The 20,926-nt window shown below is 39.4% G+C and carries 12 protein-coding genes and 2 pseudogenes; 6 read left to right on the top strand and 8 right to left on the bottom strand.

Annotation, left to right across the window (positions count from 1 at the left end; translation table 11 throughout):
• Positions 1–73 precede the first annotated feature (73 nt).
• From CDC33_RS17375 to CDC33_RS17395, 5 genes are all read left to right on the top strand, one after another.
• Complete coding sequence (locus CDC33_RS17375; RefSeq protein ID WP_244919255.1) at positions 74–1,120, top strand: glycoside hydrolase family 26 protein; 1,047 nt, start codon at positions 74–76, stop codon at positions 1,118–1,120.
• On the top strand, positions 1,121–2,599 hold the full coding sequence (locus tag CDC33_RS17380) for a DUF3131 domain-containing protein (protein ID WP_109009533.1): 1,479 nt from the start codon (positions 1,121–1,123) through the stop codon (positions 2,597–2,599).
• A gap of 67 nt (positions 2,600–2,666) precedes the next feature.
• Positions 2,667–4,646: a glycosyltransferase gene (locus CDC33_RS17385; RefSeq protein WP_109009534.1), complete on the top strand. Its 1,980-nt coding sequence runs from the start codon at positions 2,667–2,669 to the stop codon at positions 4,644–4,646.
• Positions 4,647–4,741: 95 nt separating this feature from the next.
• Positions 4,742–5,452: a PIG-L deacetylase family protein gene (locus CDC33_RS17390; protein WP_109009535.1), complete on the top strand. Its 711-nt coding sequence runs from the start codon at positions 4,742–4,744 to the stop codon at positions 5,450–5,452.
• 102 nt (positions 5,453–5,554) lie between these two features.
• Positions 5,555–5,881: an STAS domain-containing protein gene (locus CDC33_RS17395; RefSeq protein WP_109009536.1), complete on the top strand. Its 327-nt coding sequence runs from the start codon at positions 5,555–5,557 to the stop codon at positions 5,879–5,881.
• A gap of 43 nt (positions 5,882–5,924) precedes the next feature.
• Here CDC33_RS17395 and CDC33_RS17400 read toward each other — a convergent pair whose 3' ends face one another.
• On the bottom strand, positions 5,925–7,115 hold the full coding sequence (locus tag CDC33_RS17400) for a SpoIIE family protein phosphatase (RefSeq protein WP_109009537.1): 1,191 nt from the start codon (positions 7,113–7,115) through the stop codon (positions 5,925–5,927).
• A 150-nt stretch (positions 7,116–7,265) separates the two neighbouring features.
• Between CDC33_RS17400 and CDC33_RS17405 the strand changes: the two genes are divergently transcribed.
• Positions 7,266–7,682 carry an ATP-binding protein gene (locus tag CDC33_RS17405; RefSeq protein ID WP_109009538.1) on the top strand — a complete coding sequence of 139 codons (417 nt, stop codon included), beginning with the start codon at positions 7,266–7,268 and terminating at the stop codon, positions 7,680–7,682.
• A 28-nt stretch (positions 7,683–7,710) separates the two neighbouring features.
• Here CDC33_RS17405 and CDC33_RS41960 read toward each other — a convergent pair.
• From CDC33_RS41960 to CDC33_RS17435, 7 genes and pseudogenes are all read right to left on the bottom strand, one after another.
• A pseudogene (locus tag CDC33_RS41960) lies at positions 7,711–8,961 on the bottom strand (ATP-binding protein); the annotation flags it as partial.
• A gap of 198 nt (positions 8,962–9,159) precedes the next feature.
• A pseudogene (locus CDC33_RS41965) lies at positions 9,160–10,104 on the bottom strand (PAS domain-containing protein); the annotation flags it as partial.
• A 5-nt stretch (positions 10,105–10,109) separates the two neighbouring features.
• Positions 10,110–10,634 carry a Rab family GTPase gene (locus CDC33_RS17415; RefSeq protein WP_109009540.1) on the bottom strand — a complete coding sequence of 175 codons (525 nt, stop codon included), beginning with the start codon at positions 10,632–10,634 and terminating at the stop codon, positions 10,110–10,112.
• 50 nt (positions 10,635–10,684) lie between these two features.
• Positions 10,685–12,880: an OmpA family protein gene (locus CDC33_RS17420; protein WP_109009541.1), complete on the bottom strand. Its 2,196-nt coding sequence runs from the start codon at positions 12,878–12,880 to the stop codon at positions 10,685–10,687.
• 198 nt (positions 12,881–13,078) lie between these two features.
• Entirely contained in the window at positions 13,079–13,726 is a 648-nt protein-coding gene (locus CDC33_RS17425) for a hypothetical protein (RefSeq protein WP_244919256.1), read from the bottom strand.
• 560 nt (positions 13,727–14,286) lie between these two features.
• On the bottom strand, positions 14,287–18,948 hold the full coding sequence (locus CDC33_RS17430; RefSeq protein WP_109009543.1) for a response regulator: 4,662 nt from the start codon (positions 18,946–18,948) through the stop codon (positions 14,287–14,289).
• Positions 18,949–19,047: 99 nt separating this feature from the next.
• A complete protein-coding gene (locus tag CDC33_RS17435; protein WP_109009544.1) occupies positions 19,048–20,355 on the bottom strand; it encodes a hypothetical protein in 1,308 nt (435 codons plus the stop codon).
• Positions 20,356–20,926: the final 571 nt, after the last annotated feature.

Consider the following 20,926-nt stretch of genomic DNA (forward strand, 5'->3'; position numbering starts at 1 on the left):
TACATAATGCAGTTAGTAGCTTGCACAGTAACTGACATCTTGATTCAAAATCCCTGGTTATTCCTTCAAATCTATGAACAAGGTACGACTGGCGCTGATGATGCTAATTTTACTAGGAAGCATCTTTGCGAGTAAAAATTTAATGGCGATCGCTGATGCCTCGAAGCAACTCGAAAACCGTAAATTAAACCAAACAACTTCCAATCCTCCTGTACTACTGGGACTATACACCCCAGATTACATCGGAAATAAAAGTACAATTGACAGCCAACTGCGTCAAGTCGATCAATGGGTTGGTAAGCGCCATTCTATTGCTGGATTTTTCTTTGATATCGAAGACTCGAATCCTGCCTACAATATCCCAGTTTCTCTAGAACAACTTAAGCAAAACGGATACACAGCCTTTATTAATCTCAAATCCACTTGTTCAGCAGCGCAGATTGCTAAAGGAGACGTAGATAGTTCTCTGCAAAAAGTGGCAAAAGCATACTCTGACTGGGCAAAACAAGGCGACGGTCGTATTGCGTTTATCGCTCCGTTGCAAGAGATGAACATTCCCGGAGAAGCATACAGCAAAGACCCCCAAAACTTCAAGTTAGCTTATCAACGTATCCAAAAAATATTTAAAGAAGCTGGTGTATCTTCACAGGCAATCCGTTGGGTATTTGCGCCTAATGGTTGGAGTGAAAACAACGAACATCGCTTTGAAAACTACTATCCTGGCGACAAGTCGGTAGATGTGGTTGCCTTTAGTTCATACAACTGGGGATATTGTAGTAATTCCTCTTGGAAGCACTGGAGTAGCCCAAAAGAAGTTTTTGAACCATATATCAAGCGGATGAAGGTTATGGCTGGCAGTAAGCCGATTTTCATCGCTCAAACAGCTAGTACGAGTAATACGCAAAATGGTTTGCCCAACACTGCCAAAGACCAATGGTTACGAGACTCTTACACTCAGCTAGCTGGGATGGGTGTAAGAGCTATTCTTTATTTCAATATTAATAAGGAATGTGATTGGGCAATTAACAGCAATAGCGGCAAATCTGCTGGTTATAAAGACGCGGTAAATAATCCGGCTTTCGGCTATTTATCGCCTGCTGAGTTGGCAAAGAAAATATAAATGGCAACAAGCGGCATCAAAAGCATGATTTTGCAATCAGTTTTGTACGCAACGGCAAATCAACAACCCCTGCTTTGTCCAAGTCCGGCGATGTGGCAATGTTCTCCTACGCCATCTATGATTATTGCTGCCCCGAATAACTTTAATCCTGATGTCCAAACACCAACTTCACCAACCGTTCCAGAACCGATTACTCCCATAGTCACACCACTACCACTAAAACCAAAACCAACCGCTACGCCAGAAAAACTTGCTACTCCAACGCCTACAACTTCTTTCCCACGATTGACTCAAGAAGCGGATAAAATTGCTGCGGGGCGGGCTTGGAAATATTTTGAGCGTAACTGGAATCCTCAAACAGGTTTAGTAAATTCGGTAGACAACATACCGTGGACAACTTGGTGGGATCAAGGTAGCGCCTTACTAGGAATTCATGCGGCTTACCAGTTAGGGTTATTGCCGCAAGATGTCTTCCAAAAGCGGATGAACACATTGCTAGAGACGTTAGAAAAACTGCCCCTACCTGCAACTGGTTTACCCAACAAAGCTTATAGCACCCGTACTGCCGAAATGCGCCGACTCAATGACACCCCCGATCCCAAGGGTACAAGTGGTTGGTCAGCTTTGGATATGGCGCGATTTTTATTAGCATTGCATGTTATGCGATCGCATTATCCACAATATAGCGATTCGCCTAAAGGCGACAGCTTCGCTTCACGTATTAATCGCATTGTTGCTCGTTGGCATACATCAAAACTTGTCAAAAATGGTTGGTTAAATGGTGCTATCCCCAGAGCAGGCAAACTTCTCGAAGTGCAAGAAGGGCGATTAGGCTACGAGCAATACGCTGCTCACAGTTTAAAGCTGTGGAATATTCAAGCTTCAAATGCTCTTTCCAATCCACCGGTAAAAACAGTTGAAATAGATGGAATTAAACTGCAAATCGACGAGCGTAATTTCAAAAACTCTGGAGCTACTAACTACCTGACGAATGACCCTTATTTACTCTGGGGTTTAGAAATGGGTTGGAATGATGCTGTTAAATCTCAAGTGCAAAATCTTTTTAAAGTGCAACAGCAACGGTTTAAACGCACTGGAATTTTAACTGCTGTAAATGAAGATTCCTTAGATCGCCCTCCTTACTTTTTGTATTACAGTGTCTACTCCAATGGTCAACCTTGGCAAGCCGTAAACACCACAGGAAAAGCCTATCCCCAATTGCGGTTTATCAGCACAAAAGCAGCATTCTCTTGGTTTGCGCTCATGCCAGATGAGCCTTACACGAAAAAACTGCGAGACTTTGCTCAAAATTTATCCGATAAAAATCGTGGCTATCTTTCAGGTCGCTATGAAAACTCGCAACTAGGTGTTAATGCTTCAGTTGACATTAATACAAATGCGATCGTTTTAGAAAGTCTGCTTTACCAAGCTAGAGGCAGACATCCACTAGTGCTTGACCTTTCGGAAATTAAAAATTAAAACTTAAAGCAATTAATTTTTAATTTTCAATGATCAATTTCTAATTGTTTTAATTACTGGTACTAACATGACTTCAGTTTCTCTTAGTGATAATTCCTCAAACTTTTCCGGTAACAGTCGTTCATCACTCAAAAAAAGAACGCTATTGTTTCGCTATCTGGCAGAAATAAATTTAATTTTTGGGATCTGGTATTTGCAATGGCGTGTTACCCATTCCATCAATTTCGATGCGCTCTGGATCTCGATTCCTTTGCTGATAGCAGAAATTTATAGCTATTTTGGCGGCGTAATGTTTGTAATTGGGTTGTGGCGTCCTTTAGTGCGACAGGTTAAGTCTCTCGACCAGATGATCCCACCTATACCCAGAGCCGACTGGCCAACAGTGGATGTATTTATCACCTGCTACAACGAGCCGTCGGAAATTGTAGAAGAAACTGCTAAAGCTGCTCTAGCAATGGATTATCCGCCAACCAAGTTATGCGTTTATGTACTGGATGACGGTAACTCGGCTGATATACGAGCTATGACAGAAAGATTGTGTATCGAGGATTTGCAGTCAGCACAACTACAACGAGAAGCGAATCGAATTGATGCAGAACACACTAGCTTGTTGCAGCGTCTGAAGCAACTGGAAAATCTCACACCTAATACTCAAGCTGCTGAACAATGGCTGCAATCATCAGAATCGGTGGTTAATCAATTTGCTGGCGAATTTGTCCAAAGTCTACGACAGTTTATTCTTTGGTTACCTCCACAGCATCAAAGTATAAGCGATCGCTTAACCACCGAACGAAAAGCCTTAGAAACAGCTATTCACAAAAAAGAACTGGAACTGGTGGAACTCTCCCGGTTTCGCTACATTGCTCGTCCCAAGCCGCCTGGTGTAGCGCATCATGCTAAAGCAGGCAATATTAATTACGCAATTTTTTCTGGAGAAACGGCAGGAAATTTTATTGTTACTCTAGATGCCGACCACATTCCCAAGCCAAATTTTCTTAAGCGAGTTTTGCCTTATTTCTACACCTATAATCTTTCAACAGGAAAATACGACCAGAATCAAATTGCGTTTGTACAGACCCGCCAAGATTTTTACAATATTCCTCCAGGCGATCCTTTTGGACATCGAGCAAATTTATTTTATGGCCCACTTCAACAAGGTAAGGATGGCATGAATTCTGCTTTCTATACGGGCACAAATGCGATATTGAGGCGTGAAGCATTAGTTAGTGTAGGACTGCAAAATTTTGCTGATGAATTTGCCAAAGATGAAAAACGTCTAGATGAATTTGATTTAGTTGGTGGGGTATCGAGTAATAGCATTACCGAAGATATGAATACAGCCATGCGTCTGCACAGTGCTGGCTGGAAATCTATTTATCACAACGAACTTTTGGCAGAAGGTTTAGCGCCAGATGATTTGAGTTCTACTCTTAAACAGAGGTTACGCTGGGCACAAGGAACTATTCAAGTACTAGTAAGAGAAAATCCACTGACAAAATCAGGACTAATGTTTTGGCAGAGGTTGCAATATTTTCAGACAATGTATAGTTATTTCTCTGGTTTTGCAACTCTGGTTTTTATCTCTTGTCCAATTATCTATTTTTTTACGGACATTGTTCCAGTCAAAACCTATGGATCTGACTTTGCCATACACTTTTTCCCAGCTTTTATTATCAACCGTCTCACTTTTCTAGCAGCTACTTGGGGCATTCCAGCTAGAGAAGTTTGGCGTTCTGAACAATATGCGATCGCTTTATTTCCCTTATTGATCCAAGCCGTATGGAGTGTATTCACAGGACAAAAACTCAATTTCCAAGTAACGCCTAAGCAACGTCAATCCGGGATTTATCTTCGGCTCGTTTGGCCACAATTGCTTGTCTTTGCCCTCACTATTTTAGGAATATTGTGGAGTCTTTATCGCTTTGCAATTGGTCATTTAAATGATCCTTTGGTTCATTTACTCAATAGTGTATGGGCTATCTATAACTTGTTACTTTTGTGGGCTATTATCCGCGCATCTGTTTGGCAACCTTCAAAACAAGCATAATGTCTGTACTACTAAAGAAAGCAGGAGAAGAGGAGGTAAATAATAAATAGCTCATAACTCCTGAGTTGTAAATTCAATTTAGAAATAAAACAGCTATGAACACTTATTCAGACTTAAACAAATTTGGTCAGCGAACTGTGTTAACAATTTATGCTCACGCTGATGATGAAGTTCTACCTGCTGCTGGCACTCTCAGTCTGATGTCAAAGGCAGGATGGAATGTTCGTTGCTTAATTCTAACTGATGGCGGTCTTTCTAGTTCATCTATTAAGGGTACACGTCATCAAGAAGCAGATGCAGCTGGTAAAATCATCGGTGCAACTTACGAGTTTCATGCATTTGAGGAGTGCAATTTCTCTACACAAGTAGTGATTAAAGTTACTGAAGAAGCTATTAGGCGTTGGCAACCGGATCTGATTATTACTCATGCACCACAACCTGAAAAATATGGACATAGAGATCATGAAGTGTGTGGAATTGCCGTTTCTAATGTTGCTACACGCAAAAACATATCTTTATGGTATTCAGCACCACCTGTTTTTTTGCGTGGTTTTGAACCTAACTTTTTTGTGGATATCACCTCTGTAATTGAGGAAAAAGTTGCAGCTATCGGTTGTTACGAATCAGAGCTAAACAAAGCATTTATGCAACTTGATGCCATATTAGTTTTATCTCGTTTTTGGGCACGAGAGTTAGGTCAAAAAGATGGTTATTTTGAAGCTTTTGAAATTTCCCGTCAATGTGTAAATGGTAGCTTTTTTACTGCGATCGCAAATAATAGCTACCAAGCAATCAAACACAGCTAACTGCATATAAAATCCAAAATTATTACTTTCTCTATTGCAGTTTGCTTAGGTCAATGCCAAAATGTAAATACATATTCTCGATCAAAATAATAGGAAAAAACCATGAATTTGAGTGTAACAGTTCTAGAATTATCTGGAATTTTAGATGGAATTAGAGGTAACGAACTGCGTCGTGAAATTAGCGGCATCATAGCAAATGGAGTTGATATTTTGTTACTTGATATGAAAGAAGTAAAATTTATCGATAGCTCTGGTTTAGGTGCTTTAGTCTCAGCAATGCAAATGGTGCGTAATGCTAATGGTAAATTTTTTGTCTGTTCTATCAACGATCAAGTCAGGATGTTGTTTGAACTGACTAAAATGGATAGAATTTTTCAAAGCTTTGCTGACCAAGAGGAATTCAATCGCCAAGTATTAGCAGCACAGTAATCAGATAGACAATACAAAATTTGAATATGCACATTTGACTATACTAGCCAAAGTTAACTTTTACCAAAGATAAATCATCATCAAGATTATCTTGAGTATTTAAGGTGAGAATGTTTGCTAATAATTGATTTAAGTTACAGGTATCTTTCAGGCTATATTTCGTTAGTAAGTCAATGAAAGCATCTATACCCCAAATTTTGCCGTCTGACTGATTAATTTCATAAGCACCATCACTAAAAATATATAAAGTGCTGTTTTCTTCAATATCAAAAACAGCATCCTCAAATTGGACATCAGGTAAAAAGCCAATTGGTAAATCTAAAGAACTTAGCTGTTTAACTTGGATACTTGTTGTAGAGGTATTAGATAACAATAAAGCTGGTGGATGTCCGGCGTTAGCATAAATGAGTTGACGTTTAAGGCGGTGATAAACTCCATACCAAATTGTGAAGTATTTATCACCGTGCTTCGTCATTTGGAAGGCGTGATTGAGCGCTTTTAGAACTTCACTGGGTTGACAAAAGTTAGTGTTCGGTAGAGATTGCGATCGCAAAACATTCTGCACAGATACAGATAGGAGGGCTGAACCCACCCCATGACCTGATACATCTAACAAATAAATTGCCAAATTATCCTCGTCGAGCCAATAATGGTCAAAGCAATCTCCCCCAAGCTGTGCTGAAGGAATAAACAAATTTTCTGTAGTTACTGCTCCTACAAGGGGTGAGGGTAAAAGTGATCGCACATAATCAGCAGCCTCAGCTAATTCTGCTTCCAAAATTTGCTTTTGGGTTTGTAAATCTTGATTTAGTGTCTCCAAAACTTCTTTTTTACTTTGTAAATCCTGATTTAACTGGTGTAATCTTAGCCCTGCTCTTACCCGTGCTTTCAATTCATTCATTTCTATTGGTTTAGAAACAAACTCGTCTGCTCCAGCATCAAGTCCCTTAACTCTATCTTCTTCCTCTCCTCGAGCTGCTCCCCTAGCAGTCAATAGAATAAAAAAAGTAGTTGCTAATTCTGGATCTGCTCTAATTCGACGGCATACTTCTAACCCATCTAATTGAGACATCATCCAGTCACAGATAATCAGAGCAGGACGTAGTAATTGTGCTTGTGTAATTCCTTCCTCGCCATTTTTGGCGACACTAATATCATAACCCTGATTTTGGAGTGTTTTTTTCAGTACTGTTCGCACTATAGGATCATCATCAATAACCAGAATTTTAAACATAAATTAAATTTGGCTAAGTAAAATAAAAGGTAATTAATTGCTTTCATTAAACTTATATTAAATTTAGTTTTAAATGTATAGTGAAAATACTCAAATTAAATAAATTCATTACCGAATATGATTATCTCATAATATTTTATTGGTTAAGAAATGAAAAATAAAATTTATCTTAAAGTCAACACAGACCTTACAGCGTCACCTCAAGTTTTGTCTTGGTTCGAGCAGATGAATCAACCACCTATTCTCGATAAAACAGTTTGGTGGCAATGTCAAACTCTGATGATGGAAGGCTTTACTAACATTGTTGAACATGCTCACAGAAATTTACCTATCGAAACTCCTATTGAAATAGAAGCTGTGCGATTAGATGAATACATAGAAATTCGCATTTGGTCTCAAGGTGAACCCTTTGACTTAGAGCAGCAACTGCAACAAACATCTGAATTTGAGGAAAATGAGCAAGAGCGTGGCCGTGGTTTAAAAATCATGTCGGCCATTGCCGACAAGTTGAGTTATGAGCCAACAGTAGATCGTCGTTACTGTTTATTTATTAGTAAATATTATTAAAGTTACAGCAGGAGTCAGGAGATAGAAGTTAGGAATTAAGAGTCTTAATTAAAAACTCTTGGATGCGTTTAACAAACTCTTCTAACTCTGAGATTAAGTTAGTAGCACCTCGACGCTCTTGATTTATCGCTAGTTGTTCTAGCTTTTCTGCTGCCAGATACATGGTTGTAACTCCTATATTGGCGCTAGCACCCTTAATTTGATGGGTTTGGAGCGCTAGTTGCTCAAAGTCATGATCTGCGATCGCTATTTTAATCACCTCTAGACGAGGTTGAATATCTTCAACAAATATTTTTAGTAGTTCCAATTCAAATTCTAGGTTGTTTTCTGAGAGTTGATGCAAGCGTTCCCAATCAATAGGGAGGTTAACTGAATCTACGTCTGTTGTAGAAACTGCCTGCTCTGTGGCAGCTGTTTCTTTTGCCTTTAATATCGCACCTCCCCAACGCTCTAGCGCCGCAGCCAATTTTTCTTTGATTACTGGCTTACTTAGATAGTCGTCCATTCCGGCATCTAGACACATTTGTTGATCTTCTTTCATGGCATTAGCTGTCATCGCAATTACTACAGGACGACGGCCACTGACAAAGCTGCTTTCTGGCCAACGATAAATTTCTCTTGTGGTTTCTAAACCGTCAAGAACTGGCATTTGGTAATCCATTAGAATCAAATCATAGGGAATTGTTTTTAATAGCTGCAAGGCTTCTTTGCCATTACCAGCGACATCAGCACTATAACCCAGGCTTTGGAGTTGCTTCAAGGCTATTTTCTGATTCACTTGATTATCCTCAGTTAAGAGAATTCTTAATTTATGAGAGTCAGGAGGCAAAGAAAAAGACACCGGGATGCTTTTTGGCGGCGACAATAAAAATAACTCCTGACTCTCGACTCCTGACTCCTCGGAAATAACAGAAGCAGCGATCGTAAAGTAAAATGTACTACCTACACTAAGCTCACTTTCAACCCAAATTCTGCCGCCCATTAACTCGCACAGTTGCTTGCAAATGGCAAGACCTAACCCAGTACCGCCATACTGTCGAGTAATGGAGGAGTCAACTTGACTGAAGGCTTTAAATAAACGCTCCATGCGATCGCGTGGAATTCCGATGCCTGTATCTTTAACACTAAACTGAATTTGATCAGTATTTGCAGCAGAAGAATGATTAATATCGCTATTCTTGCGGGTTATAACTGAAACTTCTATGCTTCCAGTTTCGGTAAATTTAATAGCATTATTGATTAAATTAATCAATACTTGGCGCAGTCTGGTGATATCCCCTACAATCGTAGTAGAAAGTTTAGGACTATCTAAAAATGTGAGTTTTAAACCTTTTTCTTTGGCTGTAGGCCCAAGCATATAAAGAGCCTCATGAATGCAATTTTGCAAAACAAAAGGTTCTTTTTCTAGTTCCAAGTTGCCTGATTGTATTTTGGAGAAATCAAGGAAATCGTTAATTATTTTTAATAATGAATCTCCACTATTATAAATAATTTCAACAAAATCTTTCTGTTCATCAGTCAATTCAGTATATAGCAACAAGTTAGCCATACCAATTACCGAGGAAATTGGAGTCCTAACCTCATGGCTAATCATTGCTAAGAATTCCTGTTTAGCAAGTTCTGCCTGCTTTCGTTCAGTCATGTCTCGCAAGATGTAAACATAACCTTGAAAATGCTCAATTTCTGTCTTCACTATTGAGGATGAAAAAGCTACAGGAATGGTTTTACCACTTTTGGTATAGCAAACAGTTTCTAACTCTTGTACTAAAGGATTTATGTCTTGATTTTGGGATACATGAGTACTTTCAATATCTGCAATTATCAGTGGATACTTATTAACTTCTTTAATAAACTTTGTGATAGGTTGACCGATAAGTTCTATTTCGTTATACTGTAATAAAATTTGTGCTGCATAATTTATTTTTTTTATCTCGCCTGATAGCGTTGTCACTAACAACGCATCCGCCATTGATGTCACAATTTGATCAATATATTGTTTGGAAGCCTTTAAGTTACGTAGCAAAAGATTTGCTTCATTTGCACCTTGAAACAAAGATTGCTCAAGAACCATCCGTTCTGTTGCATCTTCGATAACAATGATTAGTCTATTGCTAGAATGGTCTTCTGGAATATTATTAGTAATACAAATATCAATATAGAAAGGAGAAACCGTATCTTGCGATCGCATAATTCCTTTTAATTCAAATTTCTCTTGCTTTCCCTGCCGAATTGCATCAAAGACATCTTCAAGTCCCTCTAATTCGGGAAATACAACCCGAACATCTTGACCTGGCTTAAATTCATTAAGAATATTGCCAAAATGATTAAGTCCTAAAGACATCTCTAGAATCTTGAAGCTTTCATCAATTATCAAATATTCAATTCCACATACAGATAATAAATTGTTCAAAAATGAATTCATTTTAATTAAATTAAATGAGTGGCTAAAGATTGAAATATTTTATTAACATTATTCCCAGTTTTAGCTGAAGTTATGTATGTATCTAATATATTAGTTTGATTGGTGAATTGATACATTTGACGAATATTTTCTAAGTATTCGGCTGCAATCATATCTGATTTGTTCAGTGCAACAACAATATAGCTTTTAGGATTAACAGCTAAAAAAGTTTGAATATGCTCCTGAATATGATGCAGCGTTTCTGCTTGTGTCACATCACCAACTATCACAGCACCTTTAGAACCTTGAAAATAATTTTTAGCAACTGTCTTAAACTTATTACTGCCTTCTATATCCCAAATTATCAGCTGTAAGTCTTGTACACTAAGCAGGTCTTGTTTTGAAAAACTAACCAATTTACGAGAGATTTTTACTCCTACAGTTGAAAGATATTCGTCACTAAATTGAGACTCAACAAATCGGCGAATTAGGCTAGTTTTACCAACACCAAAATCACCAAATAAGCATATTTTTTTAGAAATTGTAGACATAGTTGAGGTAAAGTAGGGAATATTTTATGTAAATCATAGCTGCTATAAACTTAAAATTGCTTATTTATCGCTTCTATAACTACACAACGGCTTAACCAGATGGGGTGAGTTACATCAATTCCTGGTGGTAAATTAGTCCTACTAATGACCTGTAGGCGAGATGGCTCAATACCTAATTTAATCAGTGCTTGTTGTACAGCTTTTGCTCGCATCAGTGCCAATTGGTGAGATTTTTTCACGCCAGTACGGTCATAACTATAACCAATGATTTTTAAATGCTTATTTGGGTGCTGATTGAGGAAAGACTTGACCTGTTGAACCTTGTACGCTAAATCTGCTTTCATTAAACTCGCTGAGTCAGGTTGAAAGTAAAATCTAACTTCAATCTGTGGGGGTTGTACTCGCACCGCGCTAGACACAGATTTTACGCCTGGAATTTGTTCAAATGTATTAGCAATAATCTGAGCATCTGCAATTCGGTTGACAGTTCCTTCAACAGCTACTTTACCAGCGATGTATTGAGCGGAAATTGTTATATTGTCAGTCTGATTTAAAACTGCTGTGGCTCGTTTGACTTCAGCAGCAGCTAATACAGGATCTGCTGGTACTTCTACTAATATAATTTGATTGTCAACCAACCAATTAGGAGAGGTTATTTTGACAATTTGCTCTGCTTTCTGGCGAAGAAGTTGATTAGGTAATCGTCCGGTTAATTTTAATTTATTGTGTTCTACTTGTACAGTGAGGCGATATACGGCTAGTTCTGGAACAGAAGTTAGAGCTAACGAAGTTTGATTTTCAATGGAATGTATAACTCCACTACGGTATTGCCAAATGCCCCAAGGAATGAGAATGGTGCTGATAACTGTTAAGCTTAATACTAGCAACGGTAATACTTTTGTTTTCTTTTTATCCTGAATATTTGTATCTTTTAGTTTTTCTAAAAGTGTATGAACTTCAATAGGAATTAAATCCGGAACTCCGTCAAAATTTTCAATTAAATCACCATGTTTTTTAACTATTGTGCTGAAGACTTGCCGCATTTTCCAAATAAAGCTTTTGCTTGGCTCTCCTCGTACAACAATCGCTAAATAACAGTATCCTGCACCTTCTAAAATTATTTTGGATGTGCCATATTCAATTGCATCTAATTCTGTCATGGTTCCAGATTGATTGATGCAATCATTGGCAAAGCTGCGAATTGCTGTCAGCATTCCTGCAATCATTTCAGCCTCTAGCTGCTCTACGTCAGAGTGCTGAATATCTGAGATAACTAAACCAGATGCTTTATGAATCAAGAAAATGGCTTGAATTGTAAATGGTAGAGCTTCTTTAAGAATTAATTCTGCTTCCGAAACTCCCTGTAACTTGGCACGAATTTTACGTTTGATGCCTTCAACGCTAAGGGTTTCTTCAACTTGTCGGTTAATGGCACGGATTGTCTCTGCCATATATTTTGCTATGGTACTACCAATAATTGGGTAGAGTGCATCCACTACAATATTCTGCTCAATTTCAATTTGCTTTTTTATGGCTCGTCCCATTGCAGGAGCGATCGCATCTGAAACTTCTTCTGGAGCTATAATAATCTGCTGGGAAATAGCCAGAGGAATAACAGGTGCGATCGCGTCACCCATGCTAATTTTATCCTGTTCAGTACGACTGCGGATAGTCTGATCAATAATAGGAGCAATTATCTGTACAATTTCCTCTTTAGACTCCGCGATGGTCAGCTTTAAAATTTCAGAAATCCACGGTAACAGTAGATTTATTAGCTCTTTAGGGTCATAAATTTGATTCTCTATTTTTGCTAATTTTTGTTCAATTTTAGCTGTAATGTTGTTTATTTCTGCTAATTCATATCCGACCAATATCTCCCGTAATTTTTGCAACGCATCGTCTGAGTTGTCTAAATTTTCCTCAAACTTCGTAAATATTTCAATAGCATCTTCTCTTTTTTGTTGATTATTTTTTGAGTAATTAGATATATCTTGAATAACATTAAAATCCGATTCTAAATAAGCTTCACATACTTCTAATGTCACTGGAGCAAGTTGCTGCAATTTAATTTCTTCTACAACAGGCTCATTGCTATTCTCAGTTTCTGATAGTAATAAAGGAAAAGATTGCTCAGGTGATTCGATAATCTTGAGTTCAATTAATAGATGCATCAAATTGTCAATTTGTACAGATATTTCTGGTTTCAACTCAACAGATTGAGAAATCAAATTGTCCACCTGAGTCATATCAGTAAGTCTCATTATCAACTGTGATTTAAAAGTCCTGAGTCACCGTTCGCCTTTGGCGTTCCCGCAGGGTAGCCGTCGCTCCGACTTCTCGCGTTCGTGCTGAGTTAGGAGTTATTAAGTAAGTCGGCACAATAAATGTAAACAAGGCTCAATCCTTTTCCCCCCTGCCCCCTGCCTCCTTGGCTTCTGGCTTAATCAGGAATGTAATTCTGCCGTACTGTTGGAGTGAGTAAATACTTTTGATAACTTTGTAGTTTCTAGAAGCGGTACAGCAGTATAGTCGTCGCTGCGTTCATCGGCTGCTTCTCGCAATTTAGGAATGAATTCGGTTTCTTTCAGATGCATTCCCAAAGCAAACAAAGTTTCAGCCATATCGTCTTTAGAAACCTTAGTGTCTGTCAACTGCGAAAAGCGTCGATCTATTTCTTCTAAAATCAGATCCCGTAATGCCGTAACATCATCTTGTAATTGGACTTTAGTCTGAAAAATTTCATCTCTAATCGAGGTAGTTTGGCTATCTAACGTCTCATCAAGCGACTGAACGCTACTAGAGAACTTTTTATTGAGTCTATCAACCTGTTGCCGTAAGTCAAGAGTTTCTTCTTGAGTTGCTAGGTTGAGTGACTTGAGCTTTTTATCTAGCGCCTCAAACCCCGCTTTTAGTTCAGCCGAAAAATTTGACTTTAGTTGATCGACATGCGATCGCATCTGTTGTTGCAGCAGAGATATATCTGATTCCAGCTTGTTAAATCGATTTTCGTACTCTCTTAGCTGTGTTCCAAGAATAATATCGCGGATCTGATCGATATTGCCAAGCCGTTCTCGTACATCGTCTTTACTCATCTGATTCATCAGGATAACCTCACTTTTTGAGAATAAATTGGGGATAATTGGTGATGTATAGCAACGGACATTTAAGCTAAAACTTCTTAGCTTATGATGCAGCTAACTCACCTAACCGAACTTTTAGTCCATCAAAGTTATTATTCCCAATTATTCACAACTTCTATCTGTAATAGAGGTAATAAGTGATAATCAATAAAAACAGGTGCTTTTTGTTACTAATTTATAAAAATAGTCAGTGTTAAACCAATTCGCAATTCGCAATGGGCTAACGCCCCGCTCCGCTAACGCAATGACGCTCGTTCCTCGCTAACGCTGCGCTAACGCAATTACGTTTTGTGACGGGGATTTAGACCCCGACACAAAACGTGCTGCCTATCTTGCTGGGGACTTAAACCCCCAAAGTTCGTTAATTTTTTAGTAAATTAATAAATTAATTTTTCAGATTTTGATGTTACTCTCTTCACAGATAGGACTTACGCAAAAATTGCTAAAAAGCTTAATTTCTCGAACCGCCAAGACGCCAAGAGCGCCGAGAATTCGTAGAGTGTGCGTAAGTCCTAACAGAGCAAAAACTCTTGGATGCGTTTAACAAACTCTTCTAACTCTGAGATTAAGTTAGTAGTACCTCGACGCTCTTGATTTATCGCTAGTTGTTCTAGCTTTTCTGCGGCCAGATACATGGTTGTAACTCCCATATTGGCGCTAGCACCCTTAATTTGATGGGTTTGGAGCGCTAGTTGCTCAAAGTCATGATCTGCGATCGCTATTTTAATCACCTCTAGACGAGGTTGAATATCTTCAACAAATATTTTTAGTAGTTCCAATTCAAATTCTAGGTTGTTTTCTGAGAGTTGATGCAAGCGTTCCCAATCAATAGGGAGGTTAACTGAATCTACGTCTGTTGTAGAAACTGCCTGCTCTGTGGCAGCTGTTTCTTTTGCCTTTAATATCGCACCTCCCCAACGCTCTAGCGCCGCAGCCAATTTTTCTTTGATTACTGGCTTACTTAGATAGTCGTCCATTCCGGCATCTAGACACATTTGTTGATCTTCTTTCATGGCATTAGCTGTCATCGCAATTACTACAGGACGACGGCCACTGACAAAGCTGCTTTCTGGCCAACGATGAATTTCTTTTGTGGTTTCTAAACCGTCGAGAACTGGCATTTGGCAATCCATCAGAATTAAATCGTAGGGAATTGTTTTTAATAGCTGCAAGGCTTCTTTGCCATTACCAGCGACATCAGCGCTATAACCCAGGCTTTGGAGTTGTTTCAAGGCAACTTTCTGATTTACCAGATTATCTTCAGCTAAAAGAATTCTAAGTTTGAGGAAGTTAGGGTCAGGAGAATAATAGTTGCTCTTGTTTTTGTAATTTTTAACTTTTAACTCCTGACTGTTGAATTCTGACTCCTTTTCTTCCATTTGCGTTCCTAAAATAGTCATGATGGGATCGAGGAGTCGGGATGACTTAACAGGTTTGACCAAATAAGCTGCAAATCCTATTTCTAGTGCCCGTTGGATTTCATTACGTTGATTAGTAGAGGTAAGCATAATCAAAGGTAAATTAGCGATCGCTGAATTTGCCTTAATTTGTTCTCCTAAAGTCATGCCATCTATTTCTGGCATCTGCATATCAATCACAGCAACGTCATATTGAATTTTCTGCTTGGCAGCCTCCTGAATAGCTTTGAGGGCACTCGCAGCCGAAGCAGCTTGATCTACAATCATCCCCCAACGAGTAGCTTGATGGTAGATGATTTTGCGATTAGTAGTATTATCATCCACTACTAACAAGCGCCGATTAGTCAGAAGTCCCGGTTCACTTGCTGATGAAATAGGGTGAAGTTGCTTGGCAAAAGTTACTTCAAACCAAAACTTAGATCCTTTGCCCAAGCGACTTTCTACACCAATTTCTCCTTCCATTAAGCTCACCAGTTGCTTGCAAATGGCTAATCCCAAACCTGTGCCGCCATATTTGCGGGTGGTAGAAGCATCTACTTGGGTAAATGGTGTAAATAGTTTGCATTGGTCTTCAGAGGTAATACCAAGACCAGTATCTGTGATGGAAAAATAGATGGTGGCTGTAGTAGAGTTTTGCGAACGCAATTCTGCTCGTAGTACTACCTCTCCATTACTAGTGAACTTGATCGCATTGCTAATCAGGTTCATGAGAATTTGCCGCAGGCGGCCAGCATCGCCTTGCAGATGGGTGGGGACATTGGGATAAATTAACGCGGCAATTTCTAATCCCTTATTATGGGCTGGAGGAGCCAATAATTCTAACACCTCTTCTACACAGGTAGATAGGTCAAAATCTAGAGTTTCTAAAGCCATTTCCCCAGCCTCAAGTTTGGATAGATCCAAAATTTCGTTGATTAGGCTTAAGAGGGCGTCTCCACTAATCCGAATTGTTTCCAGAAAATCGCGTTGCTCTGAATTTAAAGGAGTTTCTAACATTAAGCCTGTCATGCCCAACACAGCATTCATCGGAGTTCGGATTTCATGGCTCATGTTCGCCAAAAAGGCACTTTTGGTTTTAGAAGCTAATTCAGCTTGATGACGCGCAATTTCGAGTTCTCTTCGCTGTTGAGTTTCTGCGTTTAACATTTGAGCTTGGGCTAAGGCAATACCTACTTGATCGGCTATTTGTCTTAAAAGATGAGTTTCAAAGCTAGACCATTGGCGGTAACTGCCGCATTGATGGACAATCAGCAAACCGCAGAGTTCTTCTTTGACCAGAATGGGTATGACCAAATTGGACTTTACCCCAAATTGTTGTAGTAATTCCATCTGACTTTTTTGGACTTCAGTTATATCCAAGTCAGCAAGCACCAGATTCCGTTTTTGACGATACTGCTGTAGATAGTACTGCTGCGTATATTCCGCTTGAAAGTAAGCATCGACTAGCTCTTTGTCTTTGATTGCCAGCCAGCCAGAAACTACTGCTTCAACAATGGTGGCTCCAGATTCATCTGCCAAAGGTTGATAAATCAAAACTCGATCGCTATGGAGGATTTTTTGTACCTCCGTAACAGTGATTTGGAGAATTTCTTTGATTTGCAAAGATTGACGAATTTTGAGGGTGATTTCAGTAAATAGTTGCGATCGCAAGTTTTGGCGTTGAAGTTCTTCTTCTGCCTGCTTGCGCTCAATAAACTGCCCTACTTGCTCACCAATAGAATTCATGACCGTTGCCAAATCTGGGTCAGCTTGCTGGATTTCATGGCTAAAACAGGTAATGACACCGATAATTTTTTTACCACTACGGATCGGAAAACCGAAAGCTCCATGCAGTTCTGCTTGGGCAGCAATTTGAGAGCGCAGAAAATACTCGTCTTCAACGACATCAGGAATCCAAACAGGTTCAGCACTAGCCCAGACACGACCAGGCAGCTCTACTCCTGGTGCAAATGTAGTCTGCCGACTTAAAATGTCAAATTCTTGCATCTTGTAGGATATTTTATACCATGAATTTACCAATGACAGTAGATTTGCTTGCCGATCTACTATCCAAAATTCGCTTAAATTCCATCCCAAACTTTCGCAGATTCCTTGCAGGATTTTGGGCATGGTTTCGTTGATTGTAGTTGACTCTGCTAAGACGCGGGTTGTAGCATACTCTGCTTTCAAATGTTGTTCAGTTCGTTTACGTAAACGAAGTTCCTCATAGGCATCACTAATATCGATACCTGTCCCAACAATGTATTCAACGTCGCCCCCATAGTCTTGCAAGGTAGTGTTAGCCCAAGCAATCAGCCGCCGACTGCCATCCTTAGTTACCCAATAGTTTTCGTATTTGTTAGGGCCTTCACCAGCTCGCAATTCCTTAAAAACTGCTTTAACTGGCTCTATCTCTTCAGGAAGTAAAAATAGGTTCCAGAAATGCCTTCCTTTCACCTCATCAAATGAGTAACCAGTTGTTTGTTCACAAGCTTGATTGAAGCGAACGATTTGCCCTTGTCTGTCAAGAACTATTACCAAAGCGCTGGCTGTATCAAGGACTGCTGAGATAAAGTTACGTTCGGTGTTTAGTGCCTCCTCTGTCAATTTACGCTCTTTTACCTCACGAAAAATGAAATAGTAGACTATAGCCAGAACGAGAAAACTTAAAAAAATAGCGAAGGCAAGTGTCAAAAGCGTGTTTTTAGCACTGACTTTTGCAGCTTGTGACTGCTGTTTTAGCAACCCTTTATCCTGATTTTCTATCTCATGGATAACCTTGCGAATCTCATCCATAAGATTTTTTCCCTGATTTGTCTGGATTAACTGCAATGCTGCCTCGAATCCCTGATTTTGACGCAGGTATATAGTCTGCTTGAGTATGGCAAGTTTTCTAGCTATCAGAGATTCAAGGTTTGCAAACTGTTTTTGTTGGCTAGGTTCATCTGAAATTAAATCCTTCAGTTCTGCAATTTTTGGATTGATGTTTGTAATTACTGCTTGATAAGGTTCCAGATAAATTTCTTGTCCAGTGATGATATAACCGCGTTGTCCGGTCTCAGCATCCTTCATCTCGGACAGTAATTCTTCTAGTTTATTAATTTTCTCTTGGGTTTTTTGTACGTGATTATTAGTATTAATTAATATACGTGTGCTTTGATAAGAAATCACCCCAATCAAAACTAAAATTGCTGATGCTAACCCAAACCCCCCAGCTACTCTTTTAAAAAATTGTTTGCGTATCTTTTGTACCTGTTTGCGTGTATCACTCGCCAATACTAAACTTGCTAAAGTGCGCCGCATTTCTAGTTGTTTGATTACCTGACGACCTAAAATTCGTAATGCTTCAACTTGTTCTGAAGAGAGGTTTCTTGGTACACGGTCAATTACGCAAAGTGTTCCTAGTGCATATCCTTCAGGGTTAGTCAGTGGTATACCAGCATAAAAACGAACATTAGGGTCAGAGGTAACTAGCGGGTTTGTCGCAAACCTTTCGTCAACTGTTGCATCAGGTACAACAAAAATCTCTGGTTGCATAATAGCATGGGCGCAGAATGCCACATTTCGGGGTGTTTGTAGCGCATCCAGACCAACTTTTGATTTAAACCACTGGCGATCGCTATCAATTAAACTGATTAAGGCAATGGGAGTTCCACAAATATAGGAGGCTAAACGGGTAAGGTCGTCAAAGGCAGCTTCCGAACGAGTATCGAGAATTTTATACTCCAAAAGAGATTCGATTCGCTGTGTTTCGTTATCAGGTAATGGTGCTTTCATTCTTAAGGCTTATACCATTTGGATTTTAGATTTTAGATTTTAGATTTTAGATTTGAAATTATTTATAGGGTTTACCTCCTGCCTCCTACCCCCTGCCTTCTAAAATTTGACCCGCAACTGCCCTGTTAAAGAATTACCACCGTAGGCGCTTCCCCCTGTATCTTGATTTCGGACATTGCTAAAGCTATAGCCAAGGTCTGTCTCTATATTTGGTGAAAGCTTTACTGTACAGCGCGTTTGATAGGTATAGGCGTTGTCAAATTCTCCTTGGAGTCGCTGCTGTCCTAAGTTGGCAGCGAGGCGACAGCGTAAGAAATTAGAAATATCTCCTTCCCAAGCCACCTCAGCGTTGTAAACTAGGAAATCTAGTGGAGAAAAATAGCCACTTGTGCGTTCTAAATTGCGATTAAAACTCCAATTAAATAAGTTAGCTGCTAGAGAAAACTGTCCAAACTTGCGCTCTAACCTACTAAAAGATTGCACCTCAGCATTACCATCGTTGTAACTGCCCAAACGTAATGATGAAAACAAGCTAGTGTTTCGATCAATCTGCCAGTATAAATCAGGCCCAAATCGCCAAGCAGTAATTTGATTGTCTAAAGTTCGCGCATTAGATTTATAAGGCCCTTGTTCTAAATTACCTGATAGCATTACTGCCGATAGCAACTGACCGGATGACGAAACTCGCGGCCGTGAAATGGGAACTTCCACCTTAGCATTGAGATTGATAGCTGTAGGTAAACGATTGAACACATCAACTCCGGCTGCTGTTTGCAGAGTCACTTGCCCAATTTTTCCCTGCCATCCAACTTGCAAGGGAAAATTAGTAACTGATTCAACACCGCGTTGTTCAAAGAAGTTAAAACCTGTCTTGATAAATATTTTATTGCCATTATTCAATCGAAACTGAATCTTTGGTTCAAAGAATAAGTTGGTTTGACCAAAATTGTCTGTGTCATAGCGATAGTCCGTATAAATACTTTCCAAAACTGCATCTGGCTTTCTTGGTTCGGTGGAAGTTGTTGGTGGGCTAGAATTCTGCGGTGGTTCGGGTAGCGCTGGCGGTAATGGGCTAGAATTCTGCGGTGGCTTAGGTAGCACTGGCGGTAATTGCAAATCAGGATTGAAGTTTTCGGGGGCCGCCATCAAAATAGGTGGCTTTAATCGATAGGGAGGCATTTTAAGCGTACTTTCCTCTTGCCTTCTGAATTTGGTGAGTCGCTCTGTCAATTCTGAAGGTGATTTCCAAGTCTGATGTGCTTGGGCAGCTTGTAACTTAGCTTCTGATAATGTCCAAATACCTACGCTACAGATTATTCCCAATTCAATTTGTAGGCATCCTAAAATCAACTCAGTGTACAAACTATATCGAGAAACAAAGAAATAACGTCTAAAATTATCTGCCATAGGTCGATACATAGTTGTAAATGATAAAACTTGCTGCCAAAGAGTTTTATGGTCGCAAGCTGATGTATTTGGCTTGGAATTATGATGCCCACAAAATATGCTTGTTAAGACATGACAAAGAAAAAAGCCTTTACTGAAGGCAACAATAAACGGGGACATCCCAAATGTCTAAAATATAATTTGTCATTGGTTCGCCCTTGGTGTTCGCGCAGGGTATGTAACGTAGTGAAGCAAAGCAATCGCAATATCCGTATGGCGATTGCTACCCTGCGGGTTCTCCAAAAGAATACATTCCGTTTCTGTTACCAGACCTAGCGCGTTAATCGAAGCTATGCCAAAGGCGTTGCAATACTTGTCGGGTTTTGGGGAAAAGGGAAAGGCGAAAGGGGAAAGAAAAAACCTTTAACCTTTACCCCAAACCAAATTCCGAATTAAAAATCCTTAACCGAGCAGTATTGAAAGGCGTTGCCTCTCGTAGAGAAAGCTTTATTGGGAACGCTAGAGGCAAACGCAATGACTGGGTGTATCCCAGTTTTATTATTCGATGAAATAATAAAATTTAATATGTCAT

Origin of the sequence: Nostoc commune NIES-4072, assembly GCF_003113895.1 — a bacterium.
Classification (GTDB): domain Bacteria; phylum Cyanobacteriota; class Cyanobacteriia; order Cyanobacteriales; family Nostocaceae; genus Nostoc; species Nostoc commune.